Annotated in this window: 12 protein-coding genes; 5 read left to right on the top strand and 7 right to left on the bottom strand. The window is 70.1% G+C overall.

Features of this window, described 5'->3' with window-relative positions; genetic code table 11:
* Positions 1-48: 48 nt before the first annotated feature.
* Entirely contained in the window at positions 49-939 is an 891-nt protein-coding gene (locus ACIA8E_RS23060; protein WP_399301154.1) for an NUDIX hydrolase, read from the top strand.
* A complete protein-coding gene (locus ACIA8E_RS23055) occupies positions 936-1,766 on the top strand; it encodes an MBL fold metallo-hydrolase (protein ID WP_399301152.1) in 831 nt (276 codons plus the stop codon). The genes ACIA8E_RS23060 and ACIA8E_RS23055 overlap by 4 nt, the downstream gene beginning before the upstream one ends.
* A gap of 104 nt (positions 1,767-1,870) precedes the next feature.
* On the opposite strand, the gene ACIA8E_RS23050 is transcribed toward ACIA8E_RS23055, so the two are convergent.
* Positions 1,871-2,545, bottom strand: coding sequence for a Crp/Fnr family transcriptional regulator (locus ACIA8E_RS23050; protein ID WP_030925113.1), 675 nt, complete (start codon positions 2,543-2,545; stop codon positions 1,871-1,873).
* A gap of 373 nt (positions 2,546-2,918) precedes the next feature.
* Here ACIA8E_RS23050 and nth point away from each other — a divergent pair, with 373 nt between their 5' ends.
* The 3 genes from nth (at position 2,919) to ACIA8E_RS23035 (ending at position 5,859) form a co-directional block, all read left to right on the top strand.
* A complete protein-coding gene (gene nth / locus ACIA8E_RS23045; protein ID WP_399301312.1) occupies positions 2,919-3,710 on the top strand; it encodes an endonuclease III in 792 nt (263 codons plus the stop codon).
* An 84-nt stretch (positions 3,711-3,794) separates the two neighbouring features.
* Positions 3,795-4,568, top strand: coding sequence for an NUDIX hydrolase (locus tag ACIA8E_RS23040; protein ID WP_399301150.1), 774 nt, complete (start codon positions 3,795-3,797; stop codon positions 4,566-4,568).
* 85 nt (positions 4,569-4,653) lie between these two features.
* A complete protein-coding gene (locus tag ACIA8E_RS23035; protein ID WP_399301148.1) occupies positions 4,654-5,859 on the top strand; it encodes a MarP family serine protease in 1,206 nt (401 codons plus the stop codon).
* Positions 5,860-5,945: 86 nt separating this feature from the next.
* On the opposite strand, the gene ACIA8E_RS23030 is transcribed toward ACIA8E_RS23035, so the two are convergent.
* From ACIA8E_RS23030 to ACIA8E_RS23005, 6 genes are all read right to left on the bottom strand, one after another.
* The gene (locus ACIA8E_RS23030) at positions 5,946-6,149 is read right to left on the bottom strand and encodes a hypothetical protein (RefSeq protein WP_078852718.1); all 204 of its coding nucleotides are present in this window, start codon (positions 6,147-6,149) and stop codon (positions 5,946-5,948) included.
* Positions 6,150-6,313: 164 nt separating this feature from the next.
* Positions 6,314-7,276 carry an alpha/beta fold hydrolase gene (locus ACIA8E_RS23025; protein ID WP_399301146.1) on the bottom strand — a complete coding sequence of 321 codons (963 nt, stop codon included), beginning with the start codon at positions 7,274-7,276 and terminating at the stop codon, positions 6,314-6,316.
* Positions 7,273-7,812 carry a phage holin family protein gene (locus tag ACIA8E_RS23020; RefSeq protein ID WP_399301144.1) on the bottom strand — a complete coding sequence of 180 codons (540 nt, stop codon included), beginning with the start codon at positions 7,810-7,812 and terminating at the stop codon, positions 7,273-7,275. Before ACIA8E_RS23020 ends, ACIA8E_RS23025 begins: the two co-directional genes overlap by 4 nt.
* A gap of 45 nt (positions 7,813-7,857) precedes the next feature.
* Positions 7,858-9,267, bottom strand: coding sequence for a Na+/H+ antiporter NhaA (gene nhaA / locus ACIA8E_RS23015; RefSeq protein WP_399301142.1), 1,410 nt, complete (start codon positions 9,265-9,267; stop codon positions 7,858-7,860).
* A gap of 234 nt (positions 9,268-9,501) precedes the next feature.
* A complete protein-coding gene (gene acs / locus ACIA8E_RS23010; RefSeq protein WP_399301141.1) occupies positions 9,502-11,499 on the bottom strand; it encodes an acetate--CoA ligase in 1,998 nt (665 codons plus the stop codon).
* Between the two features lie 128 nt (positions 11,500-11,627).
* A complete protein-coding gene (locus tag ACIA8E_RS23005; RefSeq protein ID WP_399301139.1) occupies positions 11,628-14,339 on the bottom strand; it encodes a bifunctional SulP family inorganic anion transporter/carbonic anhydrase in 2,712 nt (903 codons plus the stop codon).
* Between the last annotated feature and the right edge of the window lie 548 nt (positions 14,340-14,887).

The following is a 14,887-nucleotide window of genomic DNA, read 5'->3' as shown; positions in this document are numbered from 1 at the left end:
GGATCGACACCTCTCGAACATCGGCGCGGTTCCGGATAGCCTCCGGCCATGTCCAATGGTCAGTGGTACCCACCGGAATGGCCCGATCGGATCCGGGCGCTCGCCGCGGGCGAGCTGACGGCCGCGACTCCCCGGCGGGCCGCCACCGTGATGCTGCTCCGGGACCCCGCTGACACCGGCGGCCGGCCCGACGTCCACATGCTGCGTCGCCGCGCCTCCATGGCTTTTGCCGGGGGCGCGTACGCCTATCCGGGGGGCGGGGTCGACCCGCGCGACGACGACCGCCTCGTCGAGTGGGCCGGACCCGCGCTGGAGAGCTGGGCCGAGCGGCTCGGTGTCGACACGGCGGCCGAGGCGCAGGCCATCGTCTGTGCGGCCGTTCGCGAGACGTACGAGGAGGCAGGCGTCCTTCTCGCCGGGCCGGCCGCCGACACGGTCGTCAGCGACACCACGGGGGCCGACTGGGAGGCCGACCGTGAGGCCCTGGTCGCCCGCGAGCTGTCCTTCGCCGAGTTCCTGGACCGGCGGGGTCTGGTGCTGCGGTCCGATCTGCTCGGGGCGTGGGCGCGCTGGATCACGCCCGAGTTCGAGCCGCGCCGCTACGACACCTGGTTCTTCGTCGCCGCGCTCCCCGAGGGCCAGCGCACCCGCAACGCGTCCACCGAGGCCGACCGTACGGTGTGGATCGCCGCCGGGGACGCCGCCGACGGGTACGACCGGGGCGAGCTGCTGATGATGCCCCCGACCGTGTCGACGCTGCGTCAGCTGCGGCCGTACGGGACCGCCGCGGAGGCCCTGAAGGCCGCTTCCTCCCAGGACCTCACCCCCGTACTCGCACAGGCCCGGCTCGACGGCGACGAATTGGTGCTGAGCTGGCCGGGGCACGACGAGTTCACCAAACACATTCCGACCGGCAGCGCGGGCGGTGAGTCCGTATGAGCGAGGCAGCAGCCCTTCCGGGACAGCCGCGCGGCGGCGTCCTGTCCGGCCCCGCCACCACCCGTACCGTCAACGTCCTCGCCCCCAACGCCTCGGCGATGACGCTCGACGGAACCAACACCTGGATCGTCGCCGAACCCGACTCCGACCTCGCGGTCGTCATCGATCCGGGCCCGTTGGACGACGGCCATCTGCGGGCCGTCATCGACTCCGCCGAGCGCGCGGGCCGGCGGATCGCGCTCACCCTGCTCACCCATGGACACCCCGACCATGCCGAGGGCGCGGCGCGCTTCGCCGAGCTGACACGCACGAAGGTGCGCGCCCTGGACCCGGCGCTGCGTCTCGGCGACGAGGGACTGTCCACCGGCGATGTGATCACGGTCGGCGGCCTGGAGATGCATGTCGTGCCGACCCCCGGGCACACCGCGGACTCGCTCTCCTTCCATCTGCCCGCCGACCGGGCGGTGCTGACGGGGGACACCGTCCTCGGGCGAGGCACGACGGTCGTCGCGCATCCGGACGGGCGGCTCGGCGACTACCTCGACTCGCTGCGAAGGCTGCGCTCGCTGACGGTCGACGACGGGGTGCACACGGTGCTGCCGGGGCACGGGCCGGTGCTGGACGACGCGCAGGGCGCGGTCGAGTTCTACCTGGCGCACCGCGCGCACCGGCTGGCGCAGGTGGAGACGGCGGTGGAGGCGGGGCACCGTACGGCGTCGGAGGTGGTGGCGCAGGTCTACGCGGACGTGGACCGGACGCTGTGGCCGGCGGCGGAGCTCTCGGTGCTGGCTCAGCTGGAGTACCTGGGCGAGCACGGGCTGATCTGACGCGCGGATGCGACGCGGTCGTGCGCGGGCCTGCTACGGGGCCCTGACACGCGTGGAGGGCCCCGCCGGGCGGGGCCCTCCACGCGTGAGGAGAAGGTGTCCGGCTAGCGCGAACGCTTCGCCAGGCGCTCCACGTCCAGCAGGATCACGGCGCGCGCCTCCAGGCGCAGCCAGCCGCGGCCCGCGAAGTCGGCGAGCGCCTTGTTGACCGTCTCGCGGGAGGCGCCGACCAGCTGGGCCAGCTCTTCCTGGGTCAGGTCGTGGACGACGTGGATGCCTTCCTCCGACTGGACGCCGAACCGGCGCGACAGGTCGAGGAGGGCGCGGGCGACACGGCCCGGCACGTCGGAGAAGACCAGGTCGGACATCTGGTCGTTGGTCTTGCGCAGTCGGCGGGCGACCGCGCGCAGCAGGGCCGTGGCCACCTCGGGGCGGGCGTTCAGCCAGGGCTGCAGGTCGCCGTGACCGAGGCCGAGGAGCTTGACCTCGGTGAGCGCGGTGGCGGTGGCGGTGCGAGGGCCCGGGTCGAAGAGCGACAGCTCACCGATCAGCTCGCCGGGGCCGAGGACCGCGAGCATGTTCTCGCGGCCGTCGGGGGACGTGCGGTGGAGCTTCACCTTGCCCTCGGTGACCACATACAGCCGGTCACCCTGGTCGCCCTCGTGGAAGAGAGCGTCGCCGCGTGCGAGGGTCACCTCACTCATCGAGGCGCGGAGCTCCGCGGCCTGCTCATCATCGAGCGCCGCGAAAAGCGGGGCGCGCCGCAGAACGTCGTCCACGAGTTCTCTCCTTGTCGGCCTGTTCAGGGAACCGTGGTCCCCATCATGCCGGACGGTAAAACAGTGCGATCAATCACAAACCAGTTTGACGCACGGGCGCAGCTCACCGTGCGGCAGGGGGCCGATCGGGGGTGGATCCGCAGTGACCGGGGCGGATGTCAGTGCCTGGCTCTAGGCTGGCCGAGTGTCCAAATCGCCGGTGAGAGCGCAGGCCAAGGGGGCTGATGGGGTGTCGGAAGGCCGAAATTCCGCTGTGGGCGAACAGGGTACCAGTCGCCCGACAAAAGCGACAAAACATCCGTCGGGAGATCCGGTGAAACAGGGGGAGCCGGCGAAGTCGGCCAAGTCGGGGAAGCCCGCGAAAGCAGCCGAGGTGGCGAAGTCCGCGAAGCCCGCGAAGCCGGAATCCCACCTCGCGATGGTCCGCCGCGCCCGCCGGATCAACCGCGAGCTCGCCGAGATCTACCCGTACGCCCACCCGGAGCTGGACTTCAGGAACCCATTCGAGCTCCTCGTCGCCACGGTCCTGTCCGCCCAGACCACCGACCTGAGGGTCAACCAGACCACCCCCGCGCTGTTCGCCGCCTACCCCACCCCCGAGGACATGGCGGCGGCCGTCCCGGAGCAGCTGGAGGAGCTCATCCGGCCGACCGGTTTCTTCCGGGCCAAGGCCAGGTCGCTGATAGGCCTCTCCGCGTCGATCAGGGACAACTTCGGCGGTGACGTACCGGGCCGGCTGGCGGATCTCGTCACGCTGCCCGGCGTGGGCCGCAAGACCGCCAACGTCGTCCTCGGCAATGCCTTCGGCGTCCCAGGCATCACGGTCGACACCCACTTCGGCCGGCTGGTCCGCCGCTGGAAGTGGACCGAACAGGAGGACCCGGAGAAGGTCGAGGCGGAGATCGCCGCCATCTTCCCCAAGAGCGAGTGGACGATGCTCTCGCACCGCGTCGTCTTCCACGGCCGCCGCATCTGCCACGCCCGCAAGCCCGCCTGCGGCGCCTGTCCGATCGCCCCGCTCTGCCCCTCGTACGGTGAGGGCGAGACGGACCCGGAGAAGGCCCGGAAGCTCCTGAAGTACGAGATGGGCGGCCAGCCGGGCCAGCGGCTCAGCCCGCCGCCGGACTACCCGGGCAGGCCCGCGCCCGCGCTGGGAGCCGGGTGACGCAGGCGGTGGCCGGCTGAATGGGGCGCCCGCTCCGGAACGAAATGCGTGGCGACAGGCGTTGTGGGACGACGAGGGGTGCCTATGAAGACGCACGAACAGAGCCACGTCCGGACGGACGTGCAGACGCCCGACCGGAGCGACGTGGAGAAGCGCGAACACGACCACACCGCCGACCTGGGCCGTGACGACGCGATCACCGTCACGACCGACGGGCTGCCCGGCTGGCTCGACCCTGTCGTACGCGCCGCGCGGACCGTCGAGCCCCGGCAGCTCAGCCGCTTCCTGCCGCCGGAGAACGGCGCCGGGCGCCAGTCCGCGGTGCTGATCCTGTTCGGCGAGGGCGAGCGCGGCCCCGAACTGCTCCTGATGGAGCGCTCCGGATCCCTGCGTTCCCACGCAGGGCAGCCTTCCTTCCCCGGTGGCGCCCTGGACCCCGAGGACGGCGATCAGGCGACCACAGGGCCGCTGAGGGCCGCTCTGCGGGAGGCCGAGGAGGAGACAGGCCTCGATCCGCGCGGCGTCCAGCTCTTCGGCGTGCTGCCCCGGCTGTACATCCCGGTGAGCAGCTTCGTGGTGACGCCGGTCCTCGGCTGGTGGCGGGCGCCGAGCCCGGTCGGAGTCGTCGATCCGGCGGAGACGGCCCGGGTCTTCACGGTTCCCGTGGCGGATCTCACGGATCCGGCCAATAGGGTGACGACGGTGCACCCCAGCGGTCACCTGGGCCCGGCGTTTCTGGTCGAATCGGCCCTGGTCTGGGGTTTCACGGCCGGGGTCATCGACCGCATTCTGCACTTCGCAGGGTGGGAGCGCCCCTGGGACAGGGCCAGACAGGTGCCGCTCGACTGGCGCGCATGACAGGCTGACCCCCGTGCCGGGCCTTCCGGGCCCGGCCTCAGCCGAACGAACGGGTCCGGCGATGAATCTGCGAGGGCAATAGACGGTGAACGTGCTGGACATCCTGCTGCTGGCCGGCGCCGTGTGGTTCGCAGTGATCGGCTACCGCCAGGGCTTCGTCGTCGGCATCCTGTCGGTGATCGGCTTCCTCGGCGGCGGCCTTGTCGCCGTCTATCTGCTGCCGGTCCTGTGGGACCAGTTGACGGACAGCTCGGAAGTCTCCTCGACTGCCGCGGTCGTCGCGGTCATAATCGTGATCGTGTGCGCGTCCGTCGGCCAGGCGTTTACTACGCATCTCGGCAACAAACTCCGCCGCTACATCACGTGGTCGCCTGCGCGCGCGCTCGACGCGACCGGCGGCGCGCTGGTCAACGTGGTCGCGATGCTGCTGGTGGCGTGGCTGATCGGGTCGGCTCTCGCGGGTACGTCGCTGCCGACGCTGGGCAAGGAGGTCCGTAACTCCTCGGTGCTGCTCGGCGTCTCCCGGGTGATGCCCACTCAGGCCTCCACCTGGTTCACGGACTTCTCCTCGGTCCTCGCGCAGAACGGCTTCCCGCAGGTCTTCAGCCCCTTCGCCAACGAGCCGATCACCGAGGTCAGGGCCCCGGACCCGGCTCTGGCCGACAGCCCGGTCGCGACGCGCGCCAAGCAGTCCATCGTCAAGGTCGTCGGTACGGCTCCGAGCTGCGGCAAGGTCCTCGAGGGCACCGGCTTCGTCTTCTCCGACCGCCGGGTGATGACCAACGCGCATGTCGTCGGCGGCGTCGACGAGCCGACCGTCCAGATCGGCGGCCAGGGGCGGCTGTACGACGCGAAGGTCGTCCTCTACGACTGGCAGCGCGACATCGCCGTACTCGACGTCCCGGGCCTCGACGTGAAGCCGCTGAAGTTCACCGACACCAACCACGACGCGGCCTCGGGGAACAGTGCCATCGTCGCGGGCTTCCCGGAGAACGGCGCCTACGACGTACGCGCCGCGCGCGTCCGCGGCCGCATCGACGCCAACGGGCCGGACATCTACCACCGGGGCACGGTCCGCCGCGACGTGTACTCGCTCTACGCGACGGTCCGTCAGGGCAACTCCGGCGGCCCGCTGCTGACCCCCGACGGCAAGGTGTACGGAGTCGTGTTCGCCAAGTCGCTGGACGACCCCCAGACGGGTTACGCCCTGACGGCCGACGAGATCCGCCAGGACATCACGACCGGCCGCACCGCCAACCAGCAGGTCGACAGCCAGGCGTGCGCGCTGTAGGTAGCGGAGAAGGCGGGTGAGTGCGGGGCAGCTGCCCCGCACTCACCCGCTGGAGTCTTTCTCCGCGTGATCGGGTGAGGGGCGCGTCATCCGCGGGGATGCCGCAGCCGCGCCGAGACCCAGCGGGCCCGGCGGCGGAGGATGCGCGGAATGCCCAGCCGGGGATCATGCAGATCATGCGCACTGCGCACCCGGTCCTGGGGGCCGTCCCCCTCATGAGTGCTCGGATCCGCCGTAGCGGTCGAGCGTCGATTGCGTGCTGCGTCACCGAAGTCGTGCGTCCAGCCCATACCCCGACGTCTGCCCGTGCCTCATGGTCGGTAATCGCCCATGCCTCAGCCAATTGGCCTATGCGCCGGGCAATTGGCTGTTCGTCGGACAACTGTGCTCTTCCGGCCACCGGTTGGCCGCGCCGGGACACCGGAGCCAGCCGCCCGCAGAGCCGGTCACGGGGCTACCGGTCCGGCTCAGGATCCTTGAGCCAGTTGATGAGTTCGGTCGAGAACCCGACTGGATCCTCCTCGTGCGGGAAGTGCCCCAGACCGTCGAAAAGTCGCCAACGGTACGGCGCTTCGACGTACTGGCCGGACCCCGCCGCACTCCGCGTACGGACCGCCGGATCGAGCGAACCGTGCAGATGCAGCGTGGGAACCCGCACCGGGCGCTTCATCCTGCGGTTGAACTGGATGCCGTCCGGGCGCGCCATGGACCGCACCATCCAGCGGTACGGCTCGATCGAGCAGTGCGCCGTCGACGGGATGCACATCGCGCGCCGGTAGACGTCCACCGCCGCGTCGTCGGGGAACTCCGCCGCCCGCGGCCCCGACCAGTCGCGGATCAGCCGGCCGACCAACGCCGCGTCGTCCGCGACGAGCTGACGCTCCGGCACCCACGGCCGCTGGAAGCCCCAGATGTACGAGCCTGCCCGGGACTGTGCGAAGTCGGAGAGCATGGAGGACCGCCAACGGCGCGGGTGCGGCATCGAGGAGACTGCCAGTCGGCGCACCAGCTTCGGCCGCATCACCGCGGCCGTCCAGGCGAGGTAGCCGCCCATGTCGTGGCCGACCAGTGCGGCGTCCGGCTCGCCGAGCGAGCGGATCACGCCGGTGATGTCGAGGGCGAGGTTGGCGGGGTCGTAGCCCCGAGGCGTACGGTCGCTGCCGCCCACCCCGCGCAGATCCATCGCGACGGCACGGAAGCCGGCGTCGGCGAGCGCCGTCAGCTGATGGCGCCAGGTCCACCAGAACTGCGGGAAGCCGTGCAGCAGCAGTACGAGCGGCCCGTCCCCCAGCTCGGCGATGTGGAAGCGCGCCCCGTTGGCCGCCACGTCGCGGTGGGTCCAGGGACCGTCGAGGCGTACGGGACTGCCTGAGCCGGGGCCTGAGGGGCCGAATGCGCTGGAATCGGGGACGGTCATGTGGACGAGCGTGCCACAACGGACGCCTTGTCCTGGACCGCGGACTTCGCCAGGGCCTTGTCCGCCGGGGTGCTGCCCGAGGCCGTGACGGCCGGACGGCTCACACCCGCGGTGACGGCGGGCCGTGGATGCGGCTTGACGCCCTGCAGCACGGCCGCCGTCTGCTTGGCCGACGCGATGGACTTCTCCGGCGGCTTGACCTTCTTGAACTTGGCGATGGCGATCAGCGCGAGCAGGATCGCCAGGACAATGAACGCGGCGCCGACGATCAGGAACGACCACGCGAGCCCGAGTCCCAGGTTGTGGATTCCGTACGCCGCCGCGAAGCTCAGCACGGGCAGCGCGAACAGAATCAGCACGCCTGCGACGATGAACGCCACACTGCCGGCCACGCCCCGCTTGACGTCCCGCCGCATCTCTGCCTTGGCCAGGGCGATCTCGTCGTGCACCAGTGCGGACACTTCGGCCGTCGCCGAGGCGACCAGCTGCCCGAGACTGCGGTCGGCGCTGCCCGCGTAGTTGCCGGGGTCGCTCATCCCTGACTCCCTCTTCTGCTCCTGCTCGACACATCTGGTGTCAGATCATGCCGGACTGTCCGGCTTGCTGCTCGCTGCCCCCGCCAGTTCGGCAAGGCGGCGGTGTTCCGCGGCCTTCTTCTCGTAGATCGCGGCCATCCGAAGGTGGTACGCCGGATCGTCCTGTTCGTAGATGTCGGGAACGCCGTCCTGGTCCTCGTCGAGCTCCTCCGCCTCGTAGAGCGTCCGGTATCTGCGTACCCGGAGTTTGAGCAATGCACCGGAGAACACGGCCGCGATCAGGGAGCCCATCAGCACCGCTGCCTTGATCTCGTTGGTGAGGGCGGCGTTCCCTTCGAATGCGAGCTCGCCGATGAGCAGCGAGACGGTGAAGCCGATCCCGGCGAGCGAGGCGACTGCGAAGACGTCCGCCCATGCCAGGTCCTTGTTCAGCTCCGCCTTGGTGAAGCGGGCGGCCAGCCAGGTACCGCCGTAGATGCCGATCGTCTTGCCGGCGACGAGCCCCAGCACGACACCGAGCGTCTCGGGCCGGGTGAAGACCCCCGTCAGCGCGTTGCCGGAGAGCGAGACCCCGGCCGAGAAGAGCGCGAACAGTGGCACGGCGAGACCGGCCGACAGCGGGCGTATCAGGTGTTCGATGTGCTCACCGGGGGAGTGCTGCTCGCCCTCGCGCCGGGTGCAGCGCAGCATCAGGCCCATGGCGACACCGGCGATGGTGGCGTGGATGCCGCTGTTGTACATCAGTCCCCAGATGGCCAGGGCGAGCGGTACGTAGACGTACCAGCCGCGTACGTTCTTGCGCAGCAGCAGATAGAAGACGGCGAGGCCGACGACGGCGCCGATGAGCGCCATGAAGTCGATGTCCTCGGTGAAGAAGATGGCGATGATCAGGATCGCGAAGAGGTCATCGACGACGGCAAGGGTGAGCAGGAAGGCGCGGAGCGCGGACGGCAGCGAGGTGCCGATGACTGCGAGGACGGCGAGCGCGAAGGCGATATCGGTGGCGGTCGGGACGGCCCAGCCATCCGTGGAACCGCCGCCGACCACAGTCACCAGCGCGTAGACGATGGCCGGCGCGGCCATGCCGCAGACGGCTGCGATGACCGGCAGGACGGCCGCCTTGGGGTCGCGCAGGTCACCCGCTACCAGTTCTCGCTTGAGCTCGACACCCGCGACGAAGAAGAAGATCGCGAGCAGCCCGTCGGCCGCCCAGTGCTGCAGGGAGAGGTCCAGCCCCAGGGACTGCGGTCCGAGGTGGAAGTCGCTGACGGCCCGGTAACTGGACCCGAGAGTGTTCGCCCAGGTCAGCGCGGCTACAGCGGCGACCAGCAGGATGACTCCGCCGACGGTCTCGGTGCGCAGGGCGTCCGTGAGGTAGTTCCGCTCGGGGAGGGAGAGACGCCCGAGAAAGGTGCGGCGGGACGGAGAGGGGGGTGTGGGGGCGGGCGCGGCCACGAGTGGAGACCTCCGGGTCGGTACGGCAGCAATGGCATGGCTGATGCACTTGCCGACCAGACTTCCCGGCACACCCTGTGGAGATTTATTGATGAGTTATTGATGCAACTGCCACTGTACCCGGGGTGTGCGGGGCCGTATCCAGTGATCTTCACCTTAAATGCCCGAGGGGCACCCGGCGCGTTGCCGGATGCCCCTCGGGGTCGTATGTGCTCGTACCTGCTGCCGCCGGCCTCAGTCCTCGGAGGACGACGACGGAAGCTGCGTCTGGATGAGGTCCATCACCGACGAGTCGGTGAGCGTGGTGACATCACCCAGTTCGCGGTTCTCCGCGACGTCGCGCAGCAGGCGGCGCATGATCTTGCCGGATCGGGTCTTCGGCAGTTCGGCGACCGGCAGGATCCGCTTGGGCTTGGCGATCGGGCCGAGAGTGGCGCCGACGTGGTTGCGCAGATCGGCGACGAGGCTGTCGGAGGCGGATGCCGAACCGCGCAGTATCACGAACGCGACAATGGCCTGGCCGGTCGTCTCGTCGGCCGCGCCGACCACGGCGGCCTCGGCGACCGACGGGTGCGACACGAGTGCCGACTCGACCTCGGTGGTCGAGATGTTGTGCCCCGACACGAGCATCACGTCGTCGACCCGGCCGAGCAGCCAGATGTCGCCGTCCTCGTCCTTCTTGGCGCCGTCACCCGCGAAGTACTTGCCTTCGAAGCGCGACCAGTAGGTGTCGATGAAGCGCTGGTCGTCGCCCCAGATGGTGCGGAGCATCGACGGCCACGGCTCGGTGAGGACGAGGTAGCCGCCCCCGCCGTTCGCCACCTCGTTGGCCTCGTCGTCGACGACGGTGGCGCAGATACCGGGCAGGGCGCGCTGGGCCGAACCGGGCTTGGTCTCCGTGACACCGGGAAGCGGCGAGATCATCATTGCGCCGGTCTCGGTCTGCCACCAGGTGTCCACGATCGGGCACTTGTCGGCGCCGATGTGCTTGCGGTACCAGATCCACGCCTCGGGGTTGATCGGCTCACCGACCGAACCGAGAATCCGCAGCGACGACAGGTCGAACTTGGCGGGGATGTCGTCGCCCCACTTCATGAACGTACGGATCGCGGTCGGCGCGGTGTAGAGGATCGTGACGCCGTACTTCTGGATGATCTCCCAGAAGCGTCCCTGGTGAGGGGTGTCGGGCGTGCCCTCGTACATCACCTGCGTCGCGCCGTTGGCCAGCGGTCCGTACACGATGTACGAGTGTCCGGTCACCCAGCCGATGTCGGCGGTGCACCAGTAGACGTCGGTCTCCGGCTTGAGGTCGAAGACGGCGTGGTGGGTGTACGCCGCCTGCGTGAGGTAGCCGCCGGAGGTGTGCAGGATGCCCTTCGGCTTACCCGTGGTACCCGAGGTGTAGAGGATGAAGAGCGGATGCTCGGCGTCGAATGCCTCGGGGGCGTGCTCGGCGGACTGGCGGCCGGTGATCTCGTGCCACCAGACGTCGCGGCCCTCGGTCCACGGGGTGTCCTGGCCGGTGCGCCGCACCACGAGGACATGCTCGACGGTGTCGAAACGGGAGACGGCGTCGTCCACGGCGGGCTTCAGCGCGGAAGGCTTGCCGCGGCGGTAGCCACCGTCGGCGGTGATGACGACCTTGGCGTCTGCGTCCTGGATGCGGGCGGCGATGGCGTCGGCGGAGAAGCCGCCGAAGACCACCGAGTGTGCGGCGCCGATGCGGGCGCAGGCCAGCATCGCGACGGCGGCCTCGGGGATCATCGGCAGATAGACGGCGACCCGGTCGCCCTTGCCGACACCGAGCTCGGCGAGGGCGTTGGCGGCGCGGGAGACCTCGTCCTTCAGTTCCGCGTACGTGATTGCGCGGCTGTCGCCGGGCTCGCCCTCGAAGTGGATGGCGACACGGTCGCCGTGACCCGCTTCGACGTGACGGTCCACGCAGTTGTACGCGATGTTCAGCTTACCGTCCGCGAACCACTTGGCGAAGGGCGGGTTGCTCCAGTCGAGCGTTTCGGTCGGCTCCGTGGCCCAGGTCAGGCGCCGGGCCTGCTCGGCCCAGAAGCCCAGTCGATCCGCCTCGGCCTGCTCGTACGCCTCGGCTGTGACGTTGGCGTCGGCGGCCAGATCGGCGGGTGGTGCGAACCGGCGATCTTCCCGAAGCAGATTGGCCAAGCTTTCGTTGCTCACGACATCTCCCATTCCCAGGGTGTCCGTTGTGTCCCGGGGCATAGCTCATCAGGCCCAGGGCCAGGTGACAAGTGTCTGCCGGGAATTGGTTTAGACCTGTGTTTCGTGTATGGAGGAACGACCACAAGGTCTCACGGACCCGAGGCGCACGTGGTTCAGGTGCACGTGGTTCAGGCGCTCGTACGTTCCAACTCGCCGGAACCAGGAGAATCGGCGGGGTCGGCGGCGGCGGTGGGGGCGGAAACAGCGGCGTGATTACCGGGATCGCCGAGACCGGCGGGATCACTGAGGTCGGTGATGTCGTACGGGCGGGCGTGGTTCGGGTCGCAGGGGCCCACCCGGTCGAAGACCTCGTCGACCCCGCTACCGGCGCTCGCGCCCTCGGCCAGCAGATACGCCTGCGCCTCGCCGACATGGAAGTACATCCCGTGCAGTTGGAGCGCACCCTCGGCGAGTCTCCGTGCCACCGATTCATGGGCCCGCAGATGGTCCAACTGCTGGACCACATTGGTGAGGCAGAGCTGCTCCACCTCATCGGCGGGCAAACGGCCGGAGATCCGCGCCCAGGCATGATGCCGGGACGTCATCCGTTCCAGGCTCGGCAGGCCGTGCCGCAGCCAGCGCCATAGGGATGTCCGCGGGGTGTCCGGCCTGGTGCTCATCAGCGCCTGCATCGCGCCGCAGCCGGAGTGGCCGCAGACGGTGATGGACTCGACCTTGAGCACATCCACCGCGTACTCGATCGCGGCGCCCACCGAGTCGTCACCGGCCTCCGCGCCCGGCGGGGGCACGAGGTTGCCGACGTTCCGAACGGTGAACAGGTCGCCCGGGCCGCTCGCCGTGATCATGCTGGTGACCAGGCGGGAGTCCGCGCACGTGATGAAGAGCTGGGAGGGTCGCTGACCCTCGCGGGCCAGCCGGGCCAGCTCGTCGCGCACCAGGGGAGCCGTATTGCGCTGGAACGAACTGAGCCCGCTGGCCAGCCGGTGCGCGCCGGTCCGGCGCGGAGCGGCGGCTCCATCGCCGGGGGTGTCGAACCGGCCGGTGGGGCCGGCGGTGGCGTCGGCCGCATCGGCCGCCCGGGCGTCGGCCTCGGCGTCGCCTGAGCCCGTGGGTCCCTGGTCGGCGGCGGGGTTTTCACCGGGGGCGAAGGCCGCTCTGGTTGCGGCGGCGCGGCGGGCGTCGACCGGCTGGCCGGGCTGGTCGTGGCAGTGATGGTTGCGCCACGGTGTCCAAGGGCGGCAGCAGGAGTGGGCCGCCGAGGCGGGCTCGGCGATCCGGCCACCGGACCTGCCGGTGAAGACGACCCGGCCGCCCTGCGCGGTCTGGGCATCGCTCCAGTCCTGGATCGTCTCGTACGCCGCGTGGTCCATGAAGAAGCCGTCCAACTCGACCACCGCGTCCCCGCCTCGGGGCAACTGGCCGAGCGCCCGGCTGAGCCGCGGTACCGCGAGGAACGTCAGTTGCCCTCGTACGACCACCAGATGCCGGCCGCCCTGATCGGTCACCGTGATCCTGGTGCGGGCCAGCCGGTGCAGAGCGACGGCCACGGCCACGGCGATGCCGATGGCCACACCCTCCAGCACGCCGAAGAGCACCACACCGGTGATCGTCGCCCCGTACACCAGGAATTCGCGATGCCTGTGGACATTGCGGATGTGGGCGTAGTTCACCATCTGGAAGCCGACCACCATCACCAGAGCGGCGAGCGCGGCCAGCGGGATCCACTCCAGGGCCGTGACCAGCAGTCCGGCGGCGAGCAGCACCCAGACGCCGTGCAGCACGGTGGCGGCCCGGCCGGTGGCCCCGGCCCGTACGTTCGCCGAACTCCGCACCGCGCCACCGGACACCGGCAGCCCGCCGAGCAACCCGGACAGTACGTTGGCGACGCCCTGGCCGCGCAGTTCGCGGTCGAGATCGGAGCGCTGGACCGGCCGGGCGGCGAGGGCGACCGGGACCGGAGGGGCCGAATCGGCGGTTCGGCCGCCGGCACGGTCGGCGGTCAGCTTGTCCACCGCCACCGCGGCGAGCAGTGATTCGAGGCTGGCCACCAGCAGCACCGTGAACACGGCGGTGGCCAGGGCCAGGACGGGGCCCTGCGGCAGCTCGGGCAGGGCGTGCGAGCGCCAGGAGGGCAGGTCGACCCGGGCGATCCCGGGCGCCGCAACCGCGGCCACCGCCGTTGCGATCGCCACCGAGGCGAGGGCCGCAGGCAGCCGTCGCACCGCTCGCCCGATCCGCCCGGGGAGCCGCGGCCACACCACCAGTACGGCGATGGTCAGTGCGCCGATCAGCGGCGCGGCCGGGGTCAGCCGGCCCAACTGCTCCGGAAGTGCGAGGGCGTTGGCGGCCGCTGAGCTCTGGGGCGAACTGCCGAGCACGATGTGCAACTGGGCGAGCGCGATGGCCACACCGATACCGGCGAGGGTGCCGTGCACGATGGCGGGGCTGACGGCGAGCGCGCCGCGCGCTGCTCGCAGCGAGCCCAGCAGGATCTGCAGAAGTCCGGCGCCGATGGTGATCGCGCAGGTGGTGCGCCAGCCGTAAATCTGGATCAACTCGGCTGTGACCACGGTCAGACCGGCGGACGGGCCGCTGACCTGGAGGGGAGTGCCGCCGAGCAGTCCGGCGACGATGCCGCCGACCGCGGCGGAGATGAGTCCGGCTTCCAGCGGGGCGTCCATGGCGACGGCCAGGCCGAGCGACATGGGGACGGCGATGAGAAAGACGGTGATCGACGCGGACAGGTCGGCGCCCGCGATGCGGAATCGTCCGCCGCGGCGCGGCGGTGGCGGGCTGTGAGGTCGCTTGATTCCCGAGGCGCGGGAAGGTGGCGAACTGTGGGCTGTGTGGTCATGACGGATGCGGACGCAAGCAGACATGTTCCCGTCTCCTCCGGGGCAGCGCGGTCGCGGAACGTGGGGACGCGGCCGTGGGTCACGGCGTGCAGCGGCGGGATTTCTCAACTCTCAGTAAATGAATCGTAATGGAGAGTAAAGATTTGTGTCCACGATTTAGGGCAAATGGGCCATTGAATCACTCCTTCAAGTGAATGGGCAGCTTTTTGTGCGGTCTGTCATGCCGCTACTTTTCAGGGCTGCCTGCGACCTTGGCCGCACCGCGTCGGTGAATTCCGTACAAATTGCCTGAAAGGGAGAGGGTGGGGATGGTGGCCGCCGCGAAGGGCTGCCGCGGCCCCAGGCGGAACGCGCCCGACGCCGCCTTGGGGAGCCGTGTCCGCCTCACCGGCGACGGCTCCTCCATCTTCACCGGAAGTCGGGCCGAAGCAGCCCCCGGTCGAAGCGCCTGTCGCCTGGTCGGAAGCCGCCGCAGTGCGTGGTGTTCTCCTGGGACGGCACGGGCGAGGGCGTACTCGGCGTCGGCGGGGCACCGTGGGGAGCGGCGGGGCGTGGGGAGGGGCGGGCTGCCT

Origin of the sequence: Streptomyces sp. NPDC051664, from assembly GCF_044453545.1 — a bacterium.
Lineage (GTDB): Bacteria > Actinomycetota > Actinomycetes > Streptomycetales > Streptomycetaceae > Streptomyces.
Note: the sequence above shows the minus strand (reverse complement) of the source record. Positions and strands in the feature narration are given on the sequence as shown.

Excerpts from the sequence above, each read along its gene's own strand:
- ACIA8E_RS23005 (WP_399301139.1), bottom strand. The coding sequence starts at position 14,339 with ATGTCTGCTTGCGTCCGCATCCGTCATGACCACACAGCCCACAGTTCG.
- ACIA8E_RS23055 (WP_399301152.1), top strand. The coding sequence starts at position 936 with ATGAGCGAGGCAGCAGCCCTTCCGGGACAGCCGCGCGGCGGCGTCCTG.
- ACIA8E_RS23040 (WP_399301150.1), top strand. The coding sequence starts at position 3,795 with ATGAAGACGCACGAACAGAGCCACGTCCGGACGGACGTGCAGACGCCC.
- ACIA8E_RS23030 (WP_078852718.1), bottom strand. The coding sequence starts at position 6,149 with ATGGGCTGGACGCACGACTTCGGTGACGCAGCACGCAATCGACGCTCG.
- ACIA8E_RS23025 (WP_399301146.1), bottom strand. The coding sequence starts at position 7,276 with ATGACCGTCCCCGATTCCAGCGCATTCGGCCCCTCAGGCCCCGGCTCA.
- ACIA8E_RS23020 (WP_399301144.1), bottom strand. The coding sequence starts at position 7,812 with ATGAGCGACCCCGGCAACTACGCGGGCAGCGCCGACCGCAGTCTCGGG.
- acs (WP_399301141.1), bottom strand. The coding sequence starts at position 11,499 with ATGCCCCGGGACACAACGGACACCCTGGGAATGGGAGATGTCGTGAGC.
- ACIA8E_RS23060 (WP_399301154.1), top strand. The coding sequence starts at position 49 with ATGTCCAATGGTCAGTGGTACCCACCGGAATGGCCCGATCGGATCCGG.